The organism is Sphingomonas hankookensis (genome assembly GCF_001619955.1).
GTDB lineage: Bacteria > Pseudomonadota > Alphaproteobacteria > Sphingomonadales > Sphingomonadaceae > Sphingomonas > Sphingomonas hankookensis_A.
Genome location: NZ_LQQO01000034.1, coordinates 359,759 through 373,331 on the forward strand (window position 1 = coordinate 359,759; position 13,573 = coordinate 373,331).

A 13,573-nucleotide genomic window follows, 5' to 3' on the forward strand; every position below is an offset into this window, starting at 1 on the left:
TCCTGTCCGGTGGAGCGGATTACGCTTCGACCGAGACGACTTCGCGACCGTTATAATGGCCGCAAGCGGTGCACAGATTGTGCGGACGCTTCAGTTCGCCGCAGTTCGGGCATTCCTGGAACGACTCGATGCTCAGCGAGTCGTGGCTGCGACGCATACCGCGCTTCGAGGGCGTGGTCTTTCTCTTGGGAACTGCCATTTCGGCACCTTTATCACTTGGGTATCAGTTGGTTTCGCGATCAACTGACGACGCGGCCCAGGCAAGTGCCGGACCGCTTTTCCGCGACCGGCGACCCGCCGGACCGGCAGACAGGCTGGTCGCGAAGCGAACCGCGCCTATAGCGTTTTCGTGCGCGGTTGCAAGCATTGGGTTGGGTTTGGCGGCCTGCCACCGAACCGTATCCCCGCGCAGGCGGGGATCCAGAGCGCCGAACGCCGGCGTGGCGCTGCTTGTCCCTGGATCCCCGCCTGCGCGGGTATGCGATATCGCGCTTACCTGGCCAGCACCTTGTCCCCCACGAACGGGTTCGTCGCGCGTTCATTGCCGAAGGTGCTGCCCGGACCATGGCCCGGCACGAACGCGACGTCATCGCCCAGCGGCCACAGCTTGGCCACGACCGAGTCGATCAGCGCCTGATGGTCCGACAGCGGAAAGTCGGTGCGACCGATCGATCCCTGGAACAGCACGTCGCCGACCAGCGCGAATCGCGCTTCTTCGTGGAAGAAGATGACATGGCCGGGCGTATGGCCCGGTGTTTCGTACACCGCGAAGCTCGCCTCCCCCACAGTGACCGTGTCGCCTTCGACCAGCCAGCGGTCGGGTTCGAACGGGACGCCGCGCAGGCCCCAGCGCTTGCCGTCCTCGTCCAGCCGCGCGATCCAGAAGCGGTCCGCCTCGTGCGGGCCCTCGATCGGTACGCCCAGCTGTTCGGCCAGCGGCTTCGCCTCGCCGCAATGGTCGATATGGCCGTGGGTCAGGATGATCTTTTCGATAGTCACACCCTGCTGCTCGGCGGCGGCGAGCAGGCGCGGCAGGTCGCCGCCGGGATCGACGAACGCCCCGCGCATCGTCTTCGTACACCATATCAGCGTGCAATTCTGCTGGAGCGGGGTGACGGGCACGATCGCCGCGCGGATCGGGGATGGGGTCATGCCGCCGCCTTATCGTTTTCGGGCTGATCCGGCAAAGCCGGATCAGGCGGCACCGGCCCGCTCCCCCACCCGACCACCCAATCAGGATACGCTGTGGGTGGTCGGGTGGGGGAGCGGGCCGGTACCGCGTCCACGAAAGTGGAGCAGCTTTAATCCCGCGTACACAAAGCACCGTCACAATGCTTGCCCCGCGCGCGCGCAACCGGCAAGCGTGGGGGAATGTTCGACACCACCTGGCCTTTCGTGCTGTTCGACGATGCCCGGCCGGGCGGAACCGCACGGCTGTACCGTGCACCCGGCCGGATCATCCGCGCCGATCGGGTGGAGGAGGTCGCCGATGCGCTGGCGCAGGTGCAGGCGACGACGGCGGCGGGCGAGAGCGTCGCGGGCTATATGACCTACGAGGCCGGCGCCGCGCTGGTGCCGGGTGCGCCGGTGCGGGCCGGCGACGGCCCGCTGCTGTGGTTCGGCGTGTTCGACACGACGGAGACGATCGACGTCGCCACCGCCCTGCCCGATCCGGCCGGGGCGTGGATCGGATCGGTCGCGCCGGGCATCGCCGCCGATGCCTATGCCAGGCGCTGTGCCGACATTCTCGACCTGATCGCGGCGGGCGATATCTATCAGGCGAACCTGACCTTCGGGGCGCAGGTCCCGGTGGTCGGCGATCCGATGGCGCTCTATGCCGCGATTCGACCGCGCGCCGCCGCCGGGCATGGCGCGGTGGTATGGACCGGCAGCGACTGGCTGCTGTCCTTTTCGCCCGAGCTGTTCTTTTCGGTCGAACGGGGGCGGATCACCGCGCGGCCGATGAAGGGCACCGCGACGCGCGATCCCGATCCGGTGCGCGACCGCGCCGCGGCGCAGGCATTGGCAAGCGACCCCAAGCAGCGCGCCGAAAACCTGATGATCGTCGACCTGATGCGCAACGACCTGTCGCGTGTCGGCGTGGCCGGCAGCGTGCGCGTGCCCGAGCAGTTCGTCGTCGAAACCTATCCGAGCATCCACCAGCTGATCTCGTCGGTGACCGCCGATCTGGCGCCGGGTAGGCACGCGGTCGATGCGCTGGCGGCGTTGTTCCCGTGCGGATCGATCACCGGCGCGCCCAAGCGTCGCGCGATGCAGGCGATCGATGCGGTCGAACAGCGTGCACGCGGCATCTACACCGGGGCGATCGGCTGGATCGACGGCGATGGCGACGCATCGTTCAACGTCGCGATCCGCACGCTGCGCCTGCCCGCCGGCAGCGCGAACGCGACGCTGGGACTGGGATCGGGCGTCGTCGCCGATTCGGTCGCCGAGGCCGAATGGCATGAATGCCTCGCCAAGGCGCGCTTCCTCGACGTCACGCCGACGCCGATCGACCTGATCGAGACGATGGCGTTCGACCCGCATGGCGGCATGCCGCTGCTCGAGCGGCATCTGGCGCGGATGACCGAGAGCGCGCGGGCGCTGGGGTTCGCGTTCGATCGCCATGCGACGCGCAACGAATTGCAGGCGGCGACCTTCCGCTTGCGCGAAGCGTCGCGGGTGCGGCTGCTGCTGTCGCGCAGCGGGGCGATCGCGGTCGACGTGACGCCGTTGCCGCCCGCGCTGGCCGGGCCGGTCGATGTCGCGGTGGCACGCCTGCCGCTAGACCGCCGCGACCTGCGCCTCGCGCACAAGACCAGCGACCGCCGCTTCTGGCCCGCGCCGCCGCCCGGCTGTTTCGAGACGATCTTCGTCGGCGAGGATGGCGAGCTGACCGAGGGCAGCTTCACCTCGATCTTCGTCGGTGGTGGGGCACAGTTGCTGACCCCGCCGCTCGACCGGGGGCTGCTGCCCGGCGTGCTGCGCGCGGAGCTGATCGCACGGGGCGAGGCGGTCGAGATGCCGCTGACCCTCGCCGATCTTGCGCAAGGATTTTACATCGGCAACGCGGTTCGCGGATTGATTCGTGCGCGCTTGGTTGCAGATGCGAACATTGGGGCGTAAGGGCGCGTCCACCTGTTCCTTCTCAGCATCGGACGTCCCATGAAGCCCTCCGCCGCGCTCGACCGCATCAACCCGTCGCCGACCCTCGCCATCACGTCGAAGGTGCTCGAACTGAAGCGGCAGGGCGTCGACGTCATTGGCCTGGGCGCGGGCGAACCCGATTTCGACACGCCCGATTTCGTGAAGGACGCCGCGATCGAGGCGATCCGCGCCGGCAAGACCAAATATACCAATGTCGACGGCACCGTCGAGCTGAAGGACGCGATCATCGCGAAGTTCAAGCGCGACAACGGCCTGACCTATGCCGCGAACCAGATCAGCGTGAATGTCGGCGGCAAGCACACGCTGTTCAACGCGCTGGTCGCGACGGTCGATGCGGGGGACGAGGTGATCGTGCCCGCGCCCTATTGGGTCAGCTACCCCGACGTCGTGCAGTTCGCGGGCGGGACGCCGGTGTTCATCGCGGCCGGCGCCGACCAGAATTACAAGATCACCCCCGAACAGCTCGATGCCGCGATCACCGAGAAGACGAAGTGGGTCATCCTCAATTCGCCATCCAACCCGACCGGCGCGGGCTATACCCGCGACGAGCTGCGCGAACTGGGCAAGGTGCTGGAGCGGCATCCGCATGTGTGGATCTTCGCCGACGATATGTACGAGCATATCGTCTATCCCGGCTTCGAATTCGCGACGATCGCCGAGGTCAACCCGGCGCTGTACGACCGCACGCTGACGGTGAACGGCTGTTCGAAGGCCTATGCCATGACCGGCTGGCGCATCGGCTATGCTGCGGGCGCGGCATGGCTGATCAAGGCGATGGCCAAGCTGCAGTCGCAATCGACCAGCAATCCCTGTTCGATCGCGCAGGCCGCCGCCGTCGCCGCGCTGAATGGCGACCAGTCGTTCCTGGCCGAACGCAACGCCGCGTTCCAGCGGCGGCGCGACCTGGTCGTCGCCGAGCTGAATGCGATTCCCGGCATCACCTGCCCGACGCCCGAAGGCGCCTTCTATGTCTATCCCGACATCTCCGGGCTGATCGGCAAGACGACTCCGGCGGGCAAGCGGATCGACACCGACGAGGATTTCGTCGGCTATCTGCTGGAGGACGCCAGGGTCGCGGCGGTGCAGGGCGCGGCGTTCGGCCTGTCGCCCGCGATGCGGATCAGCTATGCCACGTCGGACGAACTGCTGGCCGAAGCGTGCGCCCGCATCCGGTCGGCGTGCGCCGCGCTCAAGTAATTACGCCGTAGAAACGGACTGTTAGGGCATCGTCCCTATCACCACGACAGTTGTGATAGGGACTGCATGCTGCTCGATATTTCCACCCTGTACATCATGGTCGCGCTGTGTTCGGTCGTGGCCGGGATCGTGCATCTGACGGCAGCGGCCGGCGGGCGGTTCGATTCTTGGGCCAAGTGGTGGGGTGTCGGGCATGTCCTGCTGGGGGCGAGCGCGGTCGCGCCGCTGCTGCGTCCGCTGCACCTTCCCGGATTGATCAATATCGGCAACGCGATCGCCGCGACCAGCTATGGCCTGATCTATATCGGCATGCGCCGCTTCGCCGACCCTTCCGAGCGTCTGTGGCCATGGATCGCGATCGCCAGCATCGTCGCCCTGCCGATGCTGCTATGGTCCGGTCCCGTCGATGCCGGATATCGCATCGCCTATCTGAATGTCGTCCGCTCGCTGTTCGACGTGGCGACGGTCGTCGTCGCCGTCCGCATCGCCCGGCAGGAGGCGTTGCGTACCGGATGGATCGTGGCGGTGATGTTCACGATGACGGTGCCGATGTTCCTCGGGCGGGCATGGTTCGCCGTTACCGGCCAGCTCGGCCCCGAACCCACCGGCATGCATGGCGGACCCGCGGCATGGCTGGCGGCCGGCGCGGTCGCGTTCATCATGTTCCGCGGCTTTTCGCTGATGACGATGGATGCGGAGCGGTGCGAACAGCGGCTGGCGACGCTGGCCGAGCGTGACGGGCTGACCGGTGCCGGCAACCGCACCGCGTTCGACCGGGCACGCATCGGCTGGCGCGGCGACGGTGCGGTGCTGATGCTCGACCTCAACCGGTTCAAGGCGCTGAACGACCGCCATGGCCATGCCACCGGCGACGCGGCGCTGCGCATCGCGACCCGGGCGGCGGTGGCGTCGATCGCGATGACCGGGCGCGTGTTCCGCTGGGGCGGCGACGAGTTCGTCTGCGTCCTGCCAGGCATCGACGCCGCCGATGCCGAAGCGATCGCCGCCGGAATCGTCGCCCGGTTCGACCAGGGCATGTCCGCGCTGCTCGGCCCCGGCCATGCCACCGGCGTCAGCATCGGATGGGCGGCGGGATCGTTCGAGACGCTCGACCACCTGATTACCCAGGCCGACCGCCTGATGTATGTCGACAAGCATCGCAGCCGTGCCCGCGCGTCGATTGCGCAACGCAGCGTTGCCGATCCCGCACCCTCGCCGCCCTTGATTTCGCAGTCGCAACATGGTTGAGGCTGTGCGCAACATGAACGGACGCGCCAGCGTCGGTTCAGCCCCGCAAACCTATATCTTGCATCGAACATTGGGCGGCACCGCTGAGGCGGCTCCGCCGGACGCCGCGAACCATACGGGGGAGCGGCCGGGCAAGAGGATGAGACAGATGACCGCCAAGCGCACCGGATTCCTTCGCCATTTCATCAGCGGCTTCGCGCTGGGTGCCGTCGCGCTGGTCGCGGTGCAGGTGGCCGATCGCAGCGACGCGAAGTCGGTCCGTGCCGCACCGGCGGTGGTCGAACGCATCGGTTGATCTGGCGGTGCGCGGTTGCGCACCCCATCTTGGTTCCCGGTCCGCCCGAGGAACCTTTGCCATGAAGTTTCTGCTGCCCGTCGCCATCGCCGCCATCGGCGTGGGCGCCCTGTCTATCCCGCCGGCGACTGCCGAACGCGCGGTTCCGATCCCCACCGTCGTCAGCGACGTGCCGCCGACCCCGGGCCTTGCCACCGCGGTACTCGCCGGCGGCTGCTTCTGGGGGATGGAGGCGGTGTTCGAACGGGTGAAGGGCGTCAAATCGGTCGTCAGCGGCTATGCCGGCGGCACGCGCCAGACCGCCACCTACGACCAGGTATCGACCGAGCGTACCGGCCATGCCGAGGCGATTCGCATCACCTACGACCCGCGCGTCGTCAGCTATGGCACGCTGCTGCGGCTCTATTTCTCGGTCGCGCACGATCCGACGCAGGTGAACGGGCAGTACCCCGATTCGGGGCCGAGCTATCGCTCCGCCATCTTCCCGCAAAACCCGTCGCAGGCGCTGACCGCGCGGCGCTACATCGCGCAGCTGACGCGGGCGAAGGCGTTTCCGAAGCCGATCGCGACGAAGGTCGAAACCGGCGCCTTCTATCCCGCCGAGGCCTATCATCAGGATTTCGCCCGGCGGAACCCGTCGCATCCGTACATCATGCGATGGGACCGGCCGAAGGTGGCCGCAGCGAAGGCGGCCTATCCGGGGCTGGTCGGGTAGAAGAATAGGGGTTCGCGCGGAGGCGCGGAGACGCGGAGGAGGTTGCGTTTGCTGCAACCCGATCGCGCAGCGATCTGTTTTCTGAATAGCTGCCACGGGGATGAAGGGTTCCGCTGACGCGGAACGGCAGGAAAGCCGCAACCTCCTCCGCGCCTCCGCGCCTCCGCGCGAACCACTTTTCTACAACAATCCCAACGCCATCAGCTCGCCGATCAGCCGCGGCGGCAGTTCGTCCGCGCCGCTGCCCTCCCCGCCCAGATCGGCGGGCGCGTCGGCCTCCTCGAGATAGCGCCAGCCCTGATGCGCGCGCTTCGGCCGGGCCTCCACCAGCACCAGCTTGGGTCCGAGATGGATCGCGACCCGCCCGCCCTCCGCCTCACCGAAGCCAAGGATCGGCGAGCGCGCGACGAGGCGGTGCTTCAGGATCCAGAACAGCGATCCGCCTTCGATCTCGGCGGCGCGTTTGGGCAGGTAGCGGGTGGTCAGGAACCCGCCCTCGGCATGGCGCGTCGCCAGCCGGTCGGCGAGTTGTTCGACCGATTCGATAGCGAAGGCGACTTTGGTCAGATGGAGCGGCACGCGCCCCAGATGGGAAGTGCCGGCGTCCGCCTCAACCAGTCAGTCCGCTGACGGTCGCAAGCCCCAGGAAAACCAGGAACCCCATCGAATCGGTGGTCATGGTGACGAAGATCGACGACGCGACCGCCGGGTCGGCGTTGAACCGGTCGAGCGTCAGCGGCACGAACACGCCCGCGAACCCGGCGATAACGACGTTCAGCAGCATCGCGCTGCCGATCACCGCCCCCAGCTGCGGATTGCCGAACCACAGGGTCACGCCGGTACCGATCAGCGCGGCGACGGTCGCACCGTTCATCAGCGCGATGATCATCTCGCGCCGGATCGCGCGCACCGTGTTCGACTGGGTCAGCTGGTTGGTGGCAAGCGCGCGGACGGTGACCGCCATGGTCTGCGTACCGGCATTCCCGCCGAGGCCGGCGACGATCGGCATCAGCGCGGCCAGCGTCACCATCTTATCGATCGTCGCGCCGAACGCGCCGATGATCGTCGCCGGCAACAGCGCGGTGATGAGGTTGGTGATGAGCCAGCGCACGCGCGCCTTGTACGAATCGCGGATCGGTTCGTTGATGTCGCCTTCGCCGGCCCCCGACAGCAGCAGCGCGTCCTCGCCCGCTTCGGCCTGGATGATGTGGACCACGTCGTCGACGGTGATCATCCCGACCAGCCGCCCGCCGCCATCGACCACGGCGGCGGAGATCAGCGCATATTTCTGAAAGCGCAGCGCGACCTCTTCCTGGTCCATGTCGACCGGGATCAGCGTCTGTTCGCGCGCCATGACGTCGCCGATCGCGACCGAGCGCGGGGTGCGGAGAATCCACGACAGCTGGCAGGTACCGACCGGCTTGTGCGCCGGATCGACCACGAAGATTTCCCAGAAATCGGTCGTCAGCACATCGTCGGCACGCAGATAGTCGAGCGCGTCGCCGACGGTCCAGTGTTCGGGCACCGCGACCAGCTCGCGCTGCATCAGGCGGCCGGCGGATTCCTCGGGGTAGGACAGCGCCTCCTCGATCGCGGCACGGTCGTCAGGGTCGAGCGCGCGCAGCACCGCGCGCTGTTCGGCATCGTCGAGGTCCTCGATGATCGCGACGGCGTCGTCGGTGTCGAGCTGGGCGGCGAGATCGGCGACCTGGGTCGCGGTCAGTGCCTCGATCACCGCGTCGCGGACCCAGTCGTTCATCTCCGCCAGCACATCGCCGTTCAGCCGTTCGGCGATGGCGGCGGCCAGCGCGGCGCGCTGTTCGCCGGGCACCAGTTCGAACAGGTCGGCGAGGTCGGCGGGGTGTAGCGGTTCGACCAGCTCGCGCGCGGCCTCGTCATCGCCGCGGTCGACCGCCTCGCACACGGCACGGACGAATTCGGGCTTCAGCCGGTCGTCCTCGTCCAGTTCGCTGGTCGTATCGGGAAGGTCGAGTTCGGTCATGGTCGCAACCCTCCTTCTGGCGCAGTCGGTTCCCGCTGTAGCCATGCTGCACCGCCGTGCCAACGCCTGTGCGGTTGTCCTTAGCCGTTCGAACCCCTAGCTAGACCCCGACTTTCAAGGAGCTTTCAATGGCCGATACCCCCAGCACGCTCGTGATGACGCTCGATACCGGCGAAGTCCGCATCAAGCTGCGCCCCGACCTCGCGCCCAACCATGTCGCGCAAATCGTCAAGCTGGCCGATTCGGGCTTTTATGACGGCGTGCCGTTCCACCGGGTGATCGACGGCTTCATGGCGCAGGGCGGCGACGGTGGTCGCGGTGACGGCACCGGCGGGTCGAAGGAACCGAACCTCAAGCAGGAATTCAACGCCGAACCGCATGTCCGCGGCGTATGTTCGATGGCGCGGACGATGGACCCGAACTCGGCCAACAGCCAGTTCTTCATCTGCCTCGACGATGCGACCTTCCTCGACCGCCAGTACACGGTGTGGGGCGTGGTCGAGAGCGGCATGGACGCCGTCGATGCGCTGCCCAAGGGCGAGCCGCCGCGCAACCCGGGCAAGATCGTGACCGCGCGCTCGGAAGCGTAGACGCCTTCCGCCGCCCCCCCCATCCGTCATCCCGGCGCAGGCCGGGATCCATGGATGGGGGGACGGTTGCGAACCATCGACAACATCCGACACAATGGATTCCGGCCTTCGCCGGAATGACGGGTGTTCCCCCCCCCTACTCCGCCGGCGCGTCCAGCGCCTTGACCAGCCAGTCGTGAAACAGCTTCACCGGCCGTTGCTGTAACATGCGCGGGCGGCACACGAACCAATGGCTGTAGGTCGAATCGACCGCCATATCGAACAGTGGCACCAGCCGGTCGTCGCGCGCGGTTTCGAAATGCGATTCCAGCATGAAGGCGACGCCCAGCCCCTGTGCGGCGGCCTCCAGCATCAACGTGCCCGAATCGAACCGGTCGATCGCCACCGGCTCCACGTCCGGCACGCCGGCCGCGTGCATCCAGTTGGCGAAGGTGTCGGGCATGTCGCGGTGGATCAGCGCGGTGTGCTGCGCCAGTTGTGACGGATCGGTAATCGGCGTGCGATCGATCAACGCCCGCCCGGCGATCGCGTAGATCCGGTTGCGGTCGAGTCGCCGCGCATAGAATGCCGGGTCGATCGCATGATCGAGCACGATCGCGACGTCGATCCCCTCGCCCAGCCGGCCAAGCCCGTGATGCGCGGTGTCGAAATCGAGATGCAGTTCGGGATGCTGGTCGTGCAGATCGCCCATGCGCGGCATCAGCCGCTGGATCGCGAACAGCGGCAGGACGCCCAGCCGCAGGCGCAGCACCTCCACCGCGCCCGACATCTGCTCCACCGCGTCCGACAGCGTGTCGAGCGCGCCCGAGAGCAGCGCCAGCAGCCGCTCGCCATCGTCGTTCAGCCGCAGCGCCTGGTGCCGGCGTTCGAACAGCGGCTTGCCGATGAAGCGTTCGAGCGCCTGCACCCGGCGGCTGAGCGCGGGCGAGGACAGCGCCAGTTCGTCGGCGGCAAGCTTGACCGAGCCGAGGCGCGCGACATGCACGAACGCTTCGATCGCGGTGAGAGGAGGAAGGCGACGCATCCGATACCCTGAAAATTGGTTGCGGTGCGGTACACGCTGCACCGCAAGCGTGTCACTTACAACGATACGGAGGGATGGTGTTGCATTTTATGCAATGCGAATTGATTTGTTCGCACTTGCACAAAAAGACGCCGCACCGCACGTAGGGCGTGCCTTTCAGGCATCCTCTCCTAAAAACTTTCCGGCCGGTCGTTTCGATCGGCCTTTTTTTTCGCCTTGTTGCCGGCAACCCACCGCCCATATCCGCCGTTCCTTGTGCCTTCATGCAGGACGGAAAGTTGATGGCGGACAGCGAAACAGGCGGACGGCGGCTACAGGTGGCGAATGCCCGGCCCGAGGATAGCGGGCGCGGCATCGCCCATCTCCCCCGCTCGGTCATGGCGCTGCTCGGTGTCAACGAAGGCGACGTCGTCGAGATCGTCGGCAAAAAGACGACCCCCGCACGCGCCATCGCCCCCTATCCCGAGGACGAAGGCCTCGATATCGTCCGCATCGACGGGTTGCAGCGCGCCAATGCCGGCGTGGGCTCGGGCGATCAGGTCGAGGTGCGCAAGGCCGAGTCGCGCCCGGCCAGCCGGGTGGTCTTCGCGCCCGCCCAACAGAATCTGCGGCTGCAAGGGTCGGCCAACGCGCTCAAGCGCACCTTTTTCGGGCGGCCTTTGTGCCAAGGCGATATCGTCGCCACCACCGGCCACCAGCGGGTCGACAATCTGTCGCCCAATGTCCGCCGTTATGTGAATGCCCCAGCGTTTTCGCTGCAGGAAATCCGCTTGGCCGTCGTCTCGGCCACGCCCAAGGGCGTCGTCCATATCGACGAATCGACCGAGATCGAGCTGCGGTCGGAATATGAGGAACCGCGCGAGACGCGGCGTGCCGACGTCACCTATGACGATATCGGCGGCATGGGCCAGACGATCGACCAGCTGCGCGAGATGGTCGAACTCCCCTTGCGCTATCCCGAACTGTTCCAGCGCCTTGGCGTCGATCCGCCCAAGGGCGTGTTGCTGCACGGCCCGCCCGGCACCGGCAAGACCCGCCTCGCCCGCGCGGTCGCCAACGAATCGGACGCCGAATTCTTCCTGATCAACGGTCCCGAGATCATGGGATCGGCCTATGGCGAATCGGAAAAGCGGCTGCGCGAGGTGTTCGAGGAGGCGACCAAGGCATCGCCCTCGATCGTGTTCATCGACGAGATCGATTCGATCGCCCCCAAGCGCGGCCAGGTATCGGGCGAGGCCGAAAAGCGGCTGGTCGCCCAGCTGCTGACGCTGATGGACGGGCTCGAATCGCGCGCCAACATCGTCGTCATCGCTGCGACCAACCGGCCCGAAGCGATCGACGAGGCGCTGCGCCGTCCGGGCCGGTTCGACCGCGAGATCGTCGTCGGCGTTCCCGACGAGCGCGGACGGCGCGAGATCCTCGGCATCCATACCCGCGGCATGCCGCTCGACGACAATGTCGATCTGGGCGAGCTGTCACGCACCACCTACGGCTTTGTCGGCGCCGATCTGGCGGCGCTGACCCGCGAGGCGGCGATCGATTCGGTGCGGCGGATCATGCCGCGCATCGACCTGTCGGCCGGCACCATCCCGCAGGACGTGCTCGACAGCCTGTCGGTCACCCGTGACGATTTCGTCGAGGCGTTGAAGCGTGTGCAGCCCAGCGCCATGCGCGAGGTGATGGTGCAGGCGCCGACCGTCCGCTGGGACGATGTCGGCGGGCTGGACGATGCGCAGATGCGGCTGAAGGAAGGCGTCGAACTGCCGCTCAAATCGCCCGACTCGTTCCGCCGCCTCGGCATCCGCCCGGCCAAGGGGTTCCTGCTCTACGGCCCGCCGGGCACCGGCAAGACGCTGCTGGCGAAGGCGGTCGCACGCGAGGCGGAGGCGAACTTCATCGCCACCAAGTCGAGCGACCTGCTGTCCAAATGGTATGGCGAGAGCGAGCAGCAGATCGCCCGCCTGTTCGCCCGCGCGCGGCAGGTGGCCCCGACGGTCATCTTCATCGACGAACTCGATTCGCTGGTGCCCGCGCGCGGCGGTGGTCTCGGCGAGCCGCAGGTGACCGAACGGGTGGTGAACACGATCCTGGCGGAGATGGACGGACTGGAGGAGTTGCAATCGGTGGTGGTGATCGGCGCGACCAACCGGCCGAACATGGTCGATCCCGCGCTGTTGCGCCCCGGCCGGTTCGACGAGCTGATCTATGTCGGCGTGCCCGACCGGGCGGGACGCGCCCGTATCCTCGGCATCCAGACGCAGAAGATGCCGCTGGCGGCCGATGTCGACCTCGACGCCATCGCCGCGCGGACCGAACGCTTTACCGGTGCCGATCTGGAGGACGTGGTGCGACGCGCCGGCCTCGTCGCGCTGCGTGCCTCGCTCGACACGCGCGAAGTGACGATGGCGCATTTCGAGGCAGCGCTGGCGGACTCGCGCGCGTCGGTGACGGTGGCGATGGAGGAGGAATATCGCGCCATGTCCGCCCGGCTGAAACAGGATGCGGTGGCGATCCAGCCGATCGGCTTCATCGCGCCCGGCATGGTCGAGGGGCGCGGGCCCAAGGGATGAGGGAAAGCGGGGACCGGCACGACCGGTCCCTGTCGTCCTGCGTCGGACATTCGTCGCACGACGAAACCGATCCGCTTGCAAGTTCGTTGCGCTTTTGCGACGACGCCGTGACCATGGCCCTATGCGCCATCCGTTCGAGGATTTGCATGACGACGAGTTCAAACGCCGCGACCCGACGGAAGCCGCGCGGTGTCCCATCGCCAGCCGGCATCTTCCTGCGCGGATTTGTGAAGCATCCGGTGATGGTCGGGTCGGTCATCCCGTCGTCGAACAAGCTGATCCGCAAGATGCTGGCCCCGATCGACTGGGCCAGTGCCAAGGTCGTGGTGGAATATGGACCGGGCGTCGGCACCTTTTGCCGCCCGATCCTCGAACGGCTCGCCCCCGATGCACAGCTCATCGTGATCGATACCAACCCCGATTTTATCGATTATCTGAACGCGACGATCCTCGATTCGCGCTTTTCCGCCGTGCACGGCTCGGCGGCGGATGTGGAGCGGATCGTGGCGGAGCATGGCCATCCCCATGCCGATTACGTCCTGTCGGGCCTGCCCTTTTCCACGCTGCCGCCGGGTGTCGGCGACACGATCGCCGCGGCGACGCAGGCGGTATTGCGGCCGGGCGGCGCGTTCCTCGTCTATCAATTCAACCCGCGCGTGCGCGACTTTCTCGACCGGCAGTTCGCGCGCATCGATCACGACATGGAATGGTGGAACATGCCCCCCGCCCAATTGTGGTGGGCGTGGAAGGATTGATCGGGTAGC

At 67.1% G+C, this 13,573-nt stretch carries 13 protein-coding genes; 8 read left to right on the plus strand and 5 right to left on the minus strand.

Translation table 11 applies throughout. From position 1 onward, the window contains the following. Positions 1 to 19: 19 nt before the first annotated feature. Entirely contained in the window at positions 20 to 199 is a 180-nt protein-coding gene (gene rpmF / locus AVT10_RS13675; protein WP_066692472.1) for a 50S ribosomal protein L32, read from the minus strand. A 293-nt stretch (positions 200 to 492) separates the two neighbouring features. Beyond that, positions 493 to 1,152 carry an MBL fold metallo-hydrolase gene (locus AVT10_RS13680; protein ID WP_066692474.1) on the minus strand — a complete coding sequence of 220 codons (660 nt, stop codon included), beginning with the start codon at positions 1,150 to 1,152 and terminating at the stop codon, positions 493 to 495. Between the two features lie 219 nt (positions 1,153 to 1,371). On the opposite strand from AVT10_RS13680, the gene pabB reads away from it, so the two are divergent. The 5 genes from pabB (at position 1,372) to msrA (ending at position 6,623) form a co-directional block, all read left to right on the plus strand. After that, positions 1,372 to 3,126, plus strand: coding sequence for an aminodeoxychorismate synthase component I (gene pabB / locus AVT10_RS13685; protein ID WP_198158591.1), 1,755 nt, complete (start codon positions 1,372 to 1,374; stop codon positions 3,124 to 3,126). A 39-nt stretch (positions 3,127 to 3,165) separates the two neighbouring features. Next, complete coding sequence (locus AVT10_RS13690) at positions 3,166 to 4,365, plus strand: pyridoxal phosphate-dependent aminotransferase (RefSeq protein WP_066692477.1); 1,200 nt, start codon at positions 3,166 to 3,168, stop codon at positions 4,363 to 4,365. 66 nt (positions 4,366 to 4,431) lie between these two features. After that, positions 4,432 to 5,613 (plus strand): GGDEF domain-containing protein, encoded by a 1,182-nt coding sequence (locus tag AVT10_RS13695; protein ID WP_066692479.1) that lies wholly within the window; start codon positions 4,432 to 4,434, stop codon positions 5,611 to 5,613. A gap of 148 nt (positions 5,614 to 5,761) precedes the next feature. Then, complete coding sequence (locus AVT10_RS18310; protein ID WP_157092776.1) at positions 5,762 to 5,908, plus strand: hypothetical protein; 147 nt, start codon at positions 5,762 to 5,764, stop codon at positions 5,906 to 5,908. 61 nt (positions 5,909 to 5,969) lie between these two features. Beyond that, complete coding sequence (gene msrA / locus AVT10_RS13700) at positions 5,970 to 6,623, plus strand: peptide-methionine (S)-S-oxide reductase MsrA (protein WP_066692489.1); 654 nt, start codon at positions 5,970 to 5,972, stop codon at positions 6,621 to 6,623. Between the two features lie 180 nt (positions 6,624 to 6,803). Here the strand turns inward: msrA and AVT10_RS13705 are convergent, their stop codons facing one another. Further along, on the minus strand, positions 6,804 to 7,202 hold the full coding sequence (locus AVT10_RS13705; protein ID WP_066692492.1) for a DUF1489 family protein: 399 nt from the start codon (positions 7,200 to 7,202) through the stop codon (positions 6,804 to 6,806). Positions 7,203 to 7,233: 31 nt separating this feature from the next. Further along, positions 7,234 to 8,625, minus strand: coding sequence for a magnesium transporter (gene mgtE / locus AVT10_RS13710; protein WP_066692495.1), 1,392 nt, complete (start codon positions 8,623 to 8,625; stop codon positions 7,234 to 7,236). A gap of 128 nt (positions 8,626 to 8,753) precedes the next feature. Between mgtE and AVT10_RS13715 the strand changes: the two genes are divergently transcribed. Continuing rightward, positions 8,754 to 9,215 (plus strand): peptidylprolyl isomerase, encoded by a 462-nt coding sequence (locus tag AVT10_RS13715; protein ID WP_066692505.1) that lies wholly within the window; start codon positions 8,754 to 8,756, stop codon positions 9,213 to 9,215. A gap of 136 nt (positions 9,216 to 9,351) precedes the next feature. Here the strand turns inward: AVT10_RS13715 and AVT10_RS13720 are convergent, their stop codons facing one another. Further along, the gene (locus tag AVT10_RS13720) at positions 9,352 to 10,239 is read right to left on the minus strand and encodes a LysR substrate-binding domain-containing protein (RefSeq protein WP_066692508.1); all 888 of its coding nucleotides are present in this window, start codon (positions 10,237 to 10,239) and stop codon (positions 9,352 to 9,354) included. A 281-nt stretch (positions 10,240 to 10,520) separates the two neighbouring features. Between AVT10_RS13720 and AVT10_RS13725 the strand changes: the two genes are divergently transcribed. Together AVT10_RS13725 and AVT10_RS13730 are read left to right on the plus strand one after the other, a co-directional pair. Next, a complete protein-coding gene (locus tag AVT10_RS13725; RefSeq protein WP_066692820.1) occupies positions 10,521 to 12,809 on the plus strand; it encodes a CDC48 family AAA ATPase in 2,289 nt (762 codons plus the stop codon). 146 nt (positions 12,810 to 12,955) lie between these two features. After that, positions 12,956 to 13,564 carry a class I SAM-dependent methyltransferase gene (locus tag AVT10_RS13730; RefSeq protein WP_066692512.1) on the plus strand — a complete coding sequence of 203 codons (609 nt, stop codon included), beginning with the start codon at positions 12,956 to 12,958 and terminating at the stop codon, positions 13,562 to 13,564. Positions 13,565 to 13,573: the final 9 nt, after the last annotated feature.

Bases quoted from the DNA above. Each gene is read 5' to 3' on its own strand.
- AVT10_RS13725 (WP_066692820.1), top strand. From the start codon at position 10,521: ATGGCGGACAGCGAAACAGGCGGACGGCGGCTACAGGTGGCGAATGCC.
- AVT10_RS13680 (WP_066692474.1), bottom strand. From the start codon at position 1,152: ATGACCCCATCCCCGATCCGCGCGGCGATCGTGCCCGTCACCCCGCTC.
- AVT10_RS13720 (WP_066692508.1), bottom strand. From the start codon at position 10,239: ATGCGTCGCCTTCCTCCTCTCACCGCGATCGAAGCGTTCGTGCATGTC.
- AVT10_RS13730 (WP_066692512.1), top strand. From the start codon at position 12,956: ATGACGACGAGTTCAAACGCCGCGACCCGACGGAAGCCGCGCGGTGTC.
- rpmF (WP_066692472.1), bottom strand. From the start codon at position 199: ATGGCAGTTCCCAAGAGAAAGACCACGCCCTCGAAGCGCGGTATGCGT.
- AVT10_RS13690 (WP_066692477.1), top strand. From the start codon at position 3,166: ATGAAGCCCTCCGCCGCGCTCGACCGCATCAACCCGTCGCCGACCCTC.
- msrA (WP_066692489.1), top strand. From the start codon at position 5,970: ATGAAGTTTCTGCTGCCCGTCGCCATCGCCGCCATCGGCGTGGGCGCC.
- AVT10_RS18310 (WP_157092776.1), top strand. From the start codon at position 5,762: ATGACCGCCAAGCGCACCGGATTCCTTCGCCATTTCATCAGCGGCTTC.
- AVT10_RS13715 (WP_066692505.1), top strand. From the start codon at position 8,754: ATGGCCGATACCCCCAGCACGCTCGTGATGACGCTCGATACCGGCGAA.
- AVT10_RS13695 (WP_066692479.1), top strand. From the start codon at position 4,432: ATGCTGCTCGATATTTCCACCCTGTACATCATGGTCGCGCTGTGTTCG.
- pabB (WP_198158591.1), top strand. From the start codon at position 1,372: ATGTTCGACACCACCTGGCCTTTCGTGCTGTTCGACGATGCCCGGCCG.
- mgtE (WP_066692495.1), bottom strand. From the start codon at position 8,625: ATGACCGAACTCGACCTTCCCGATACGACCAGCGAACTGGACGAGGAC.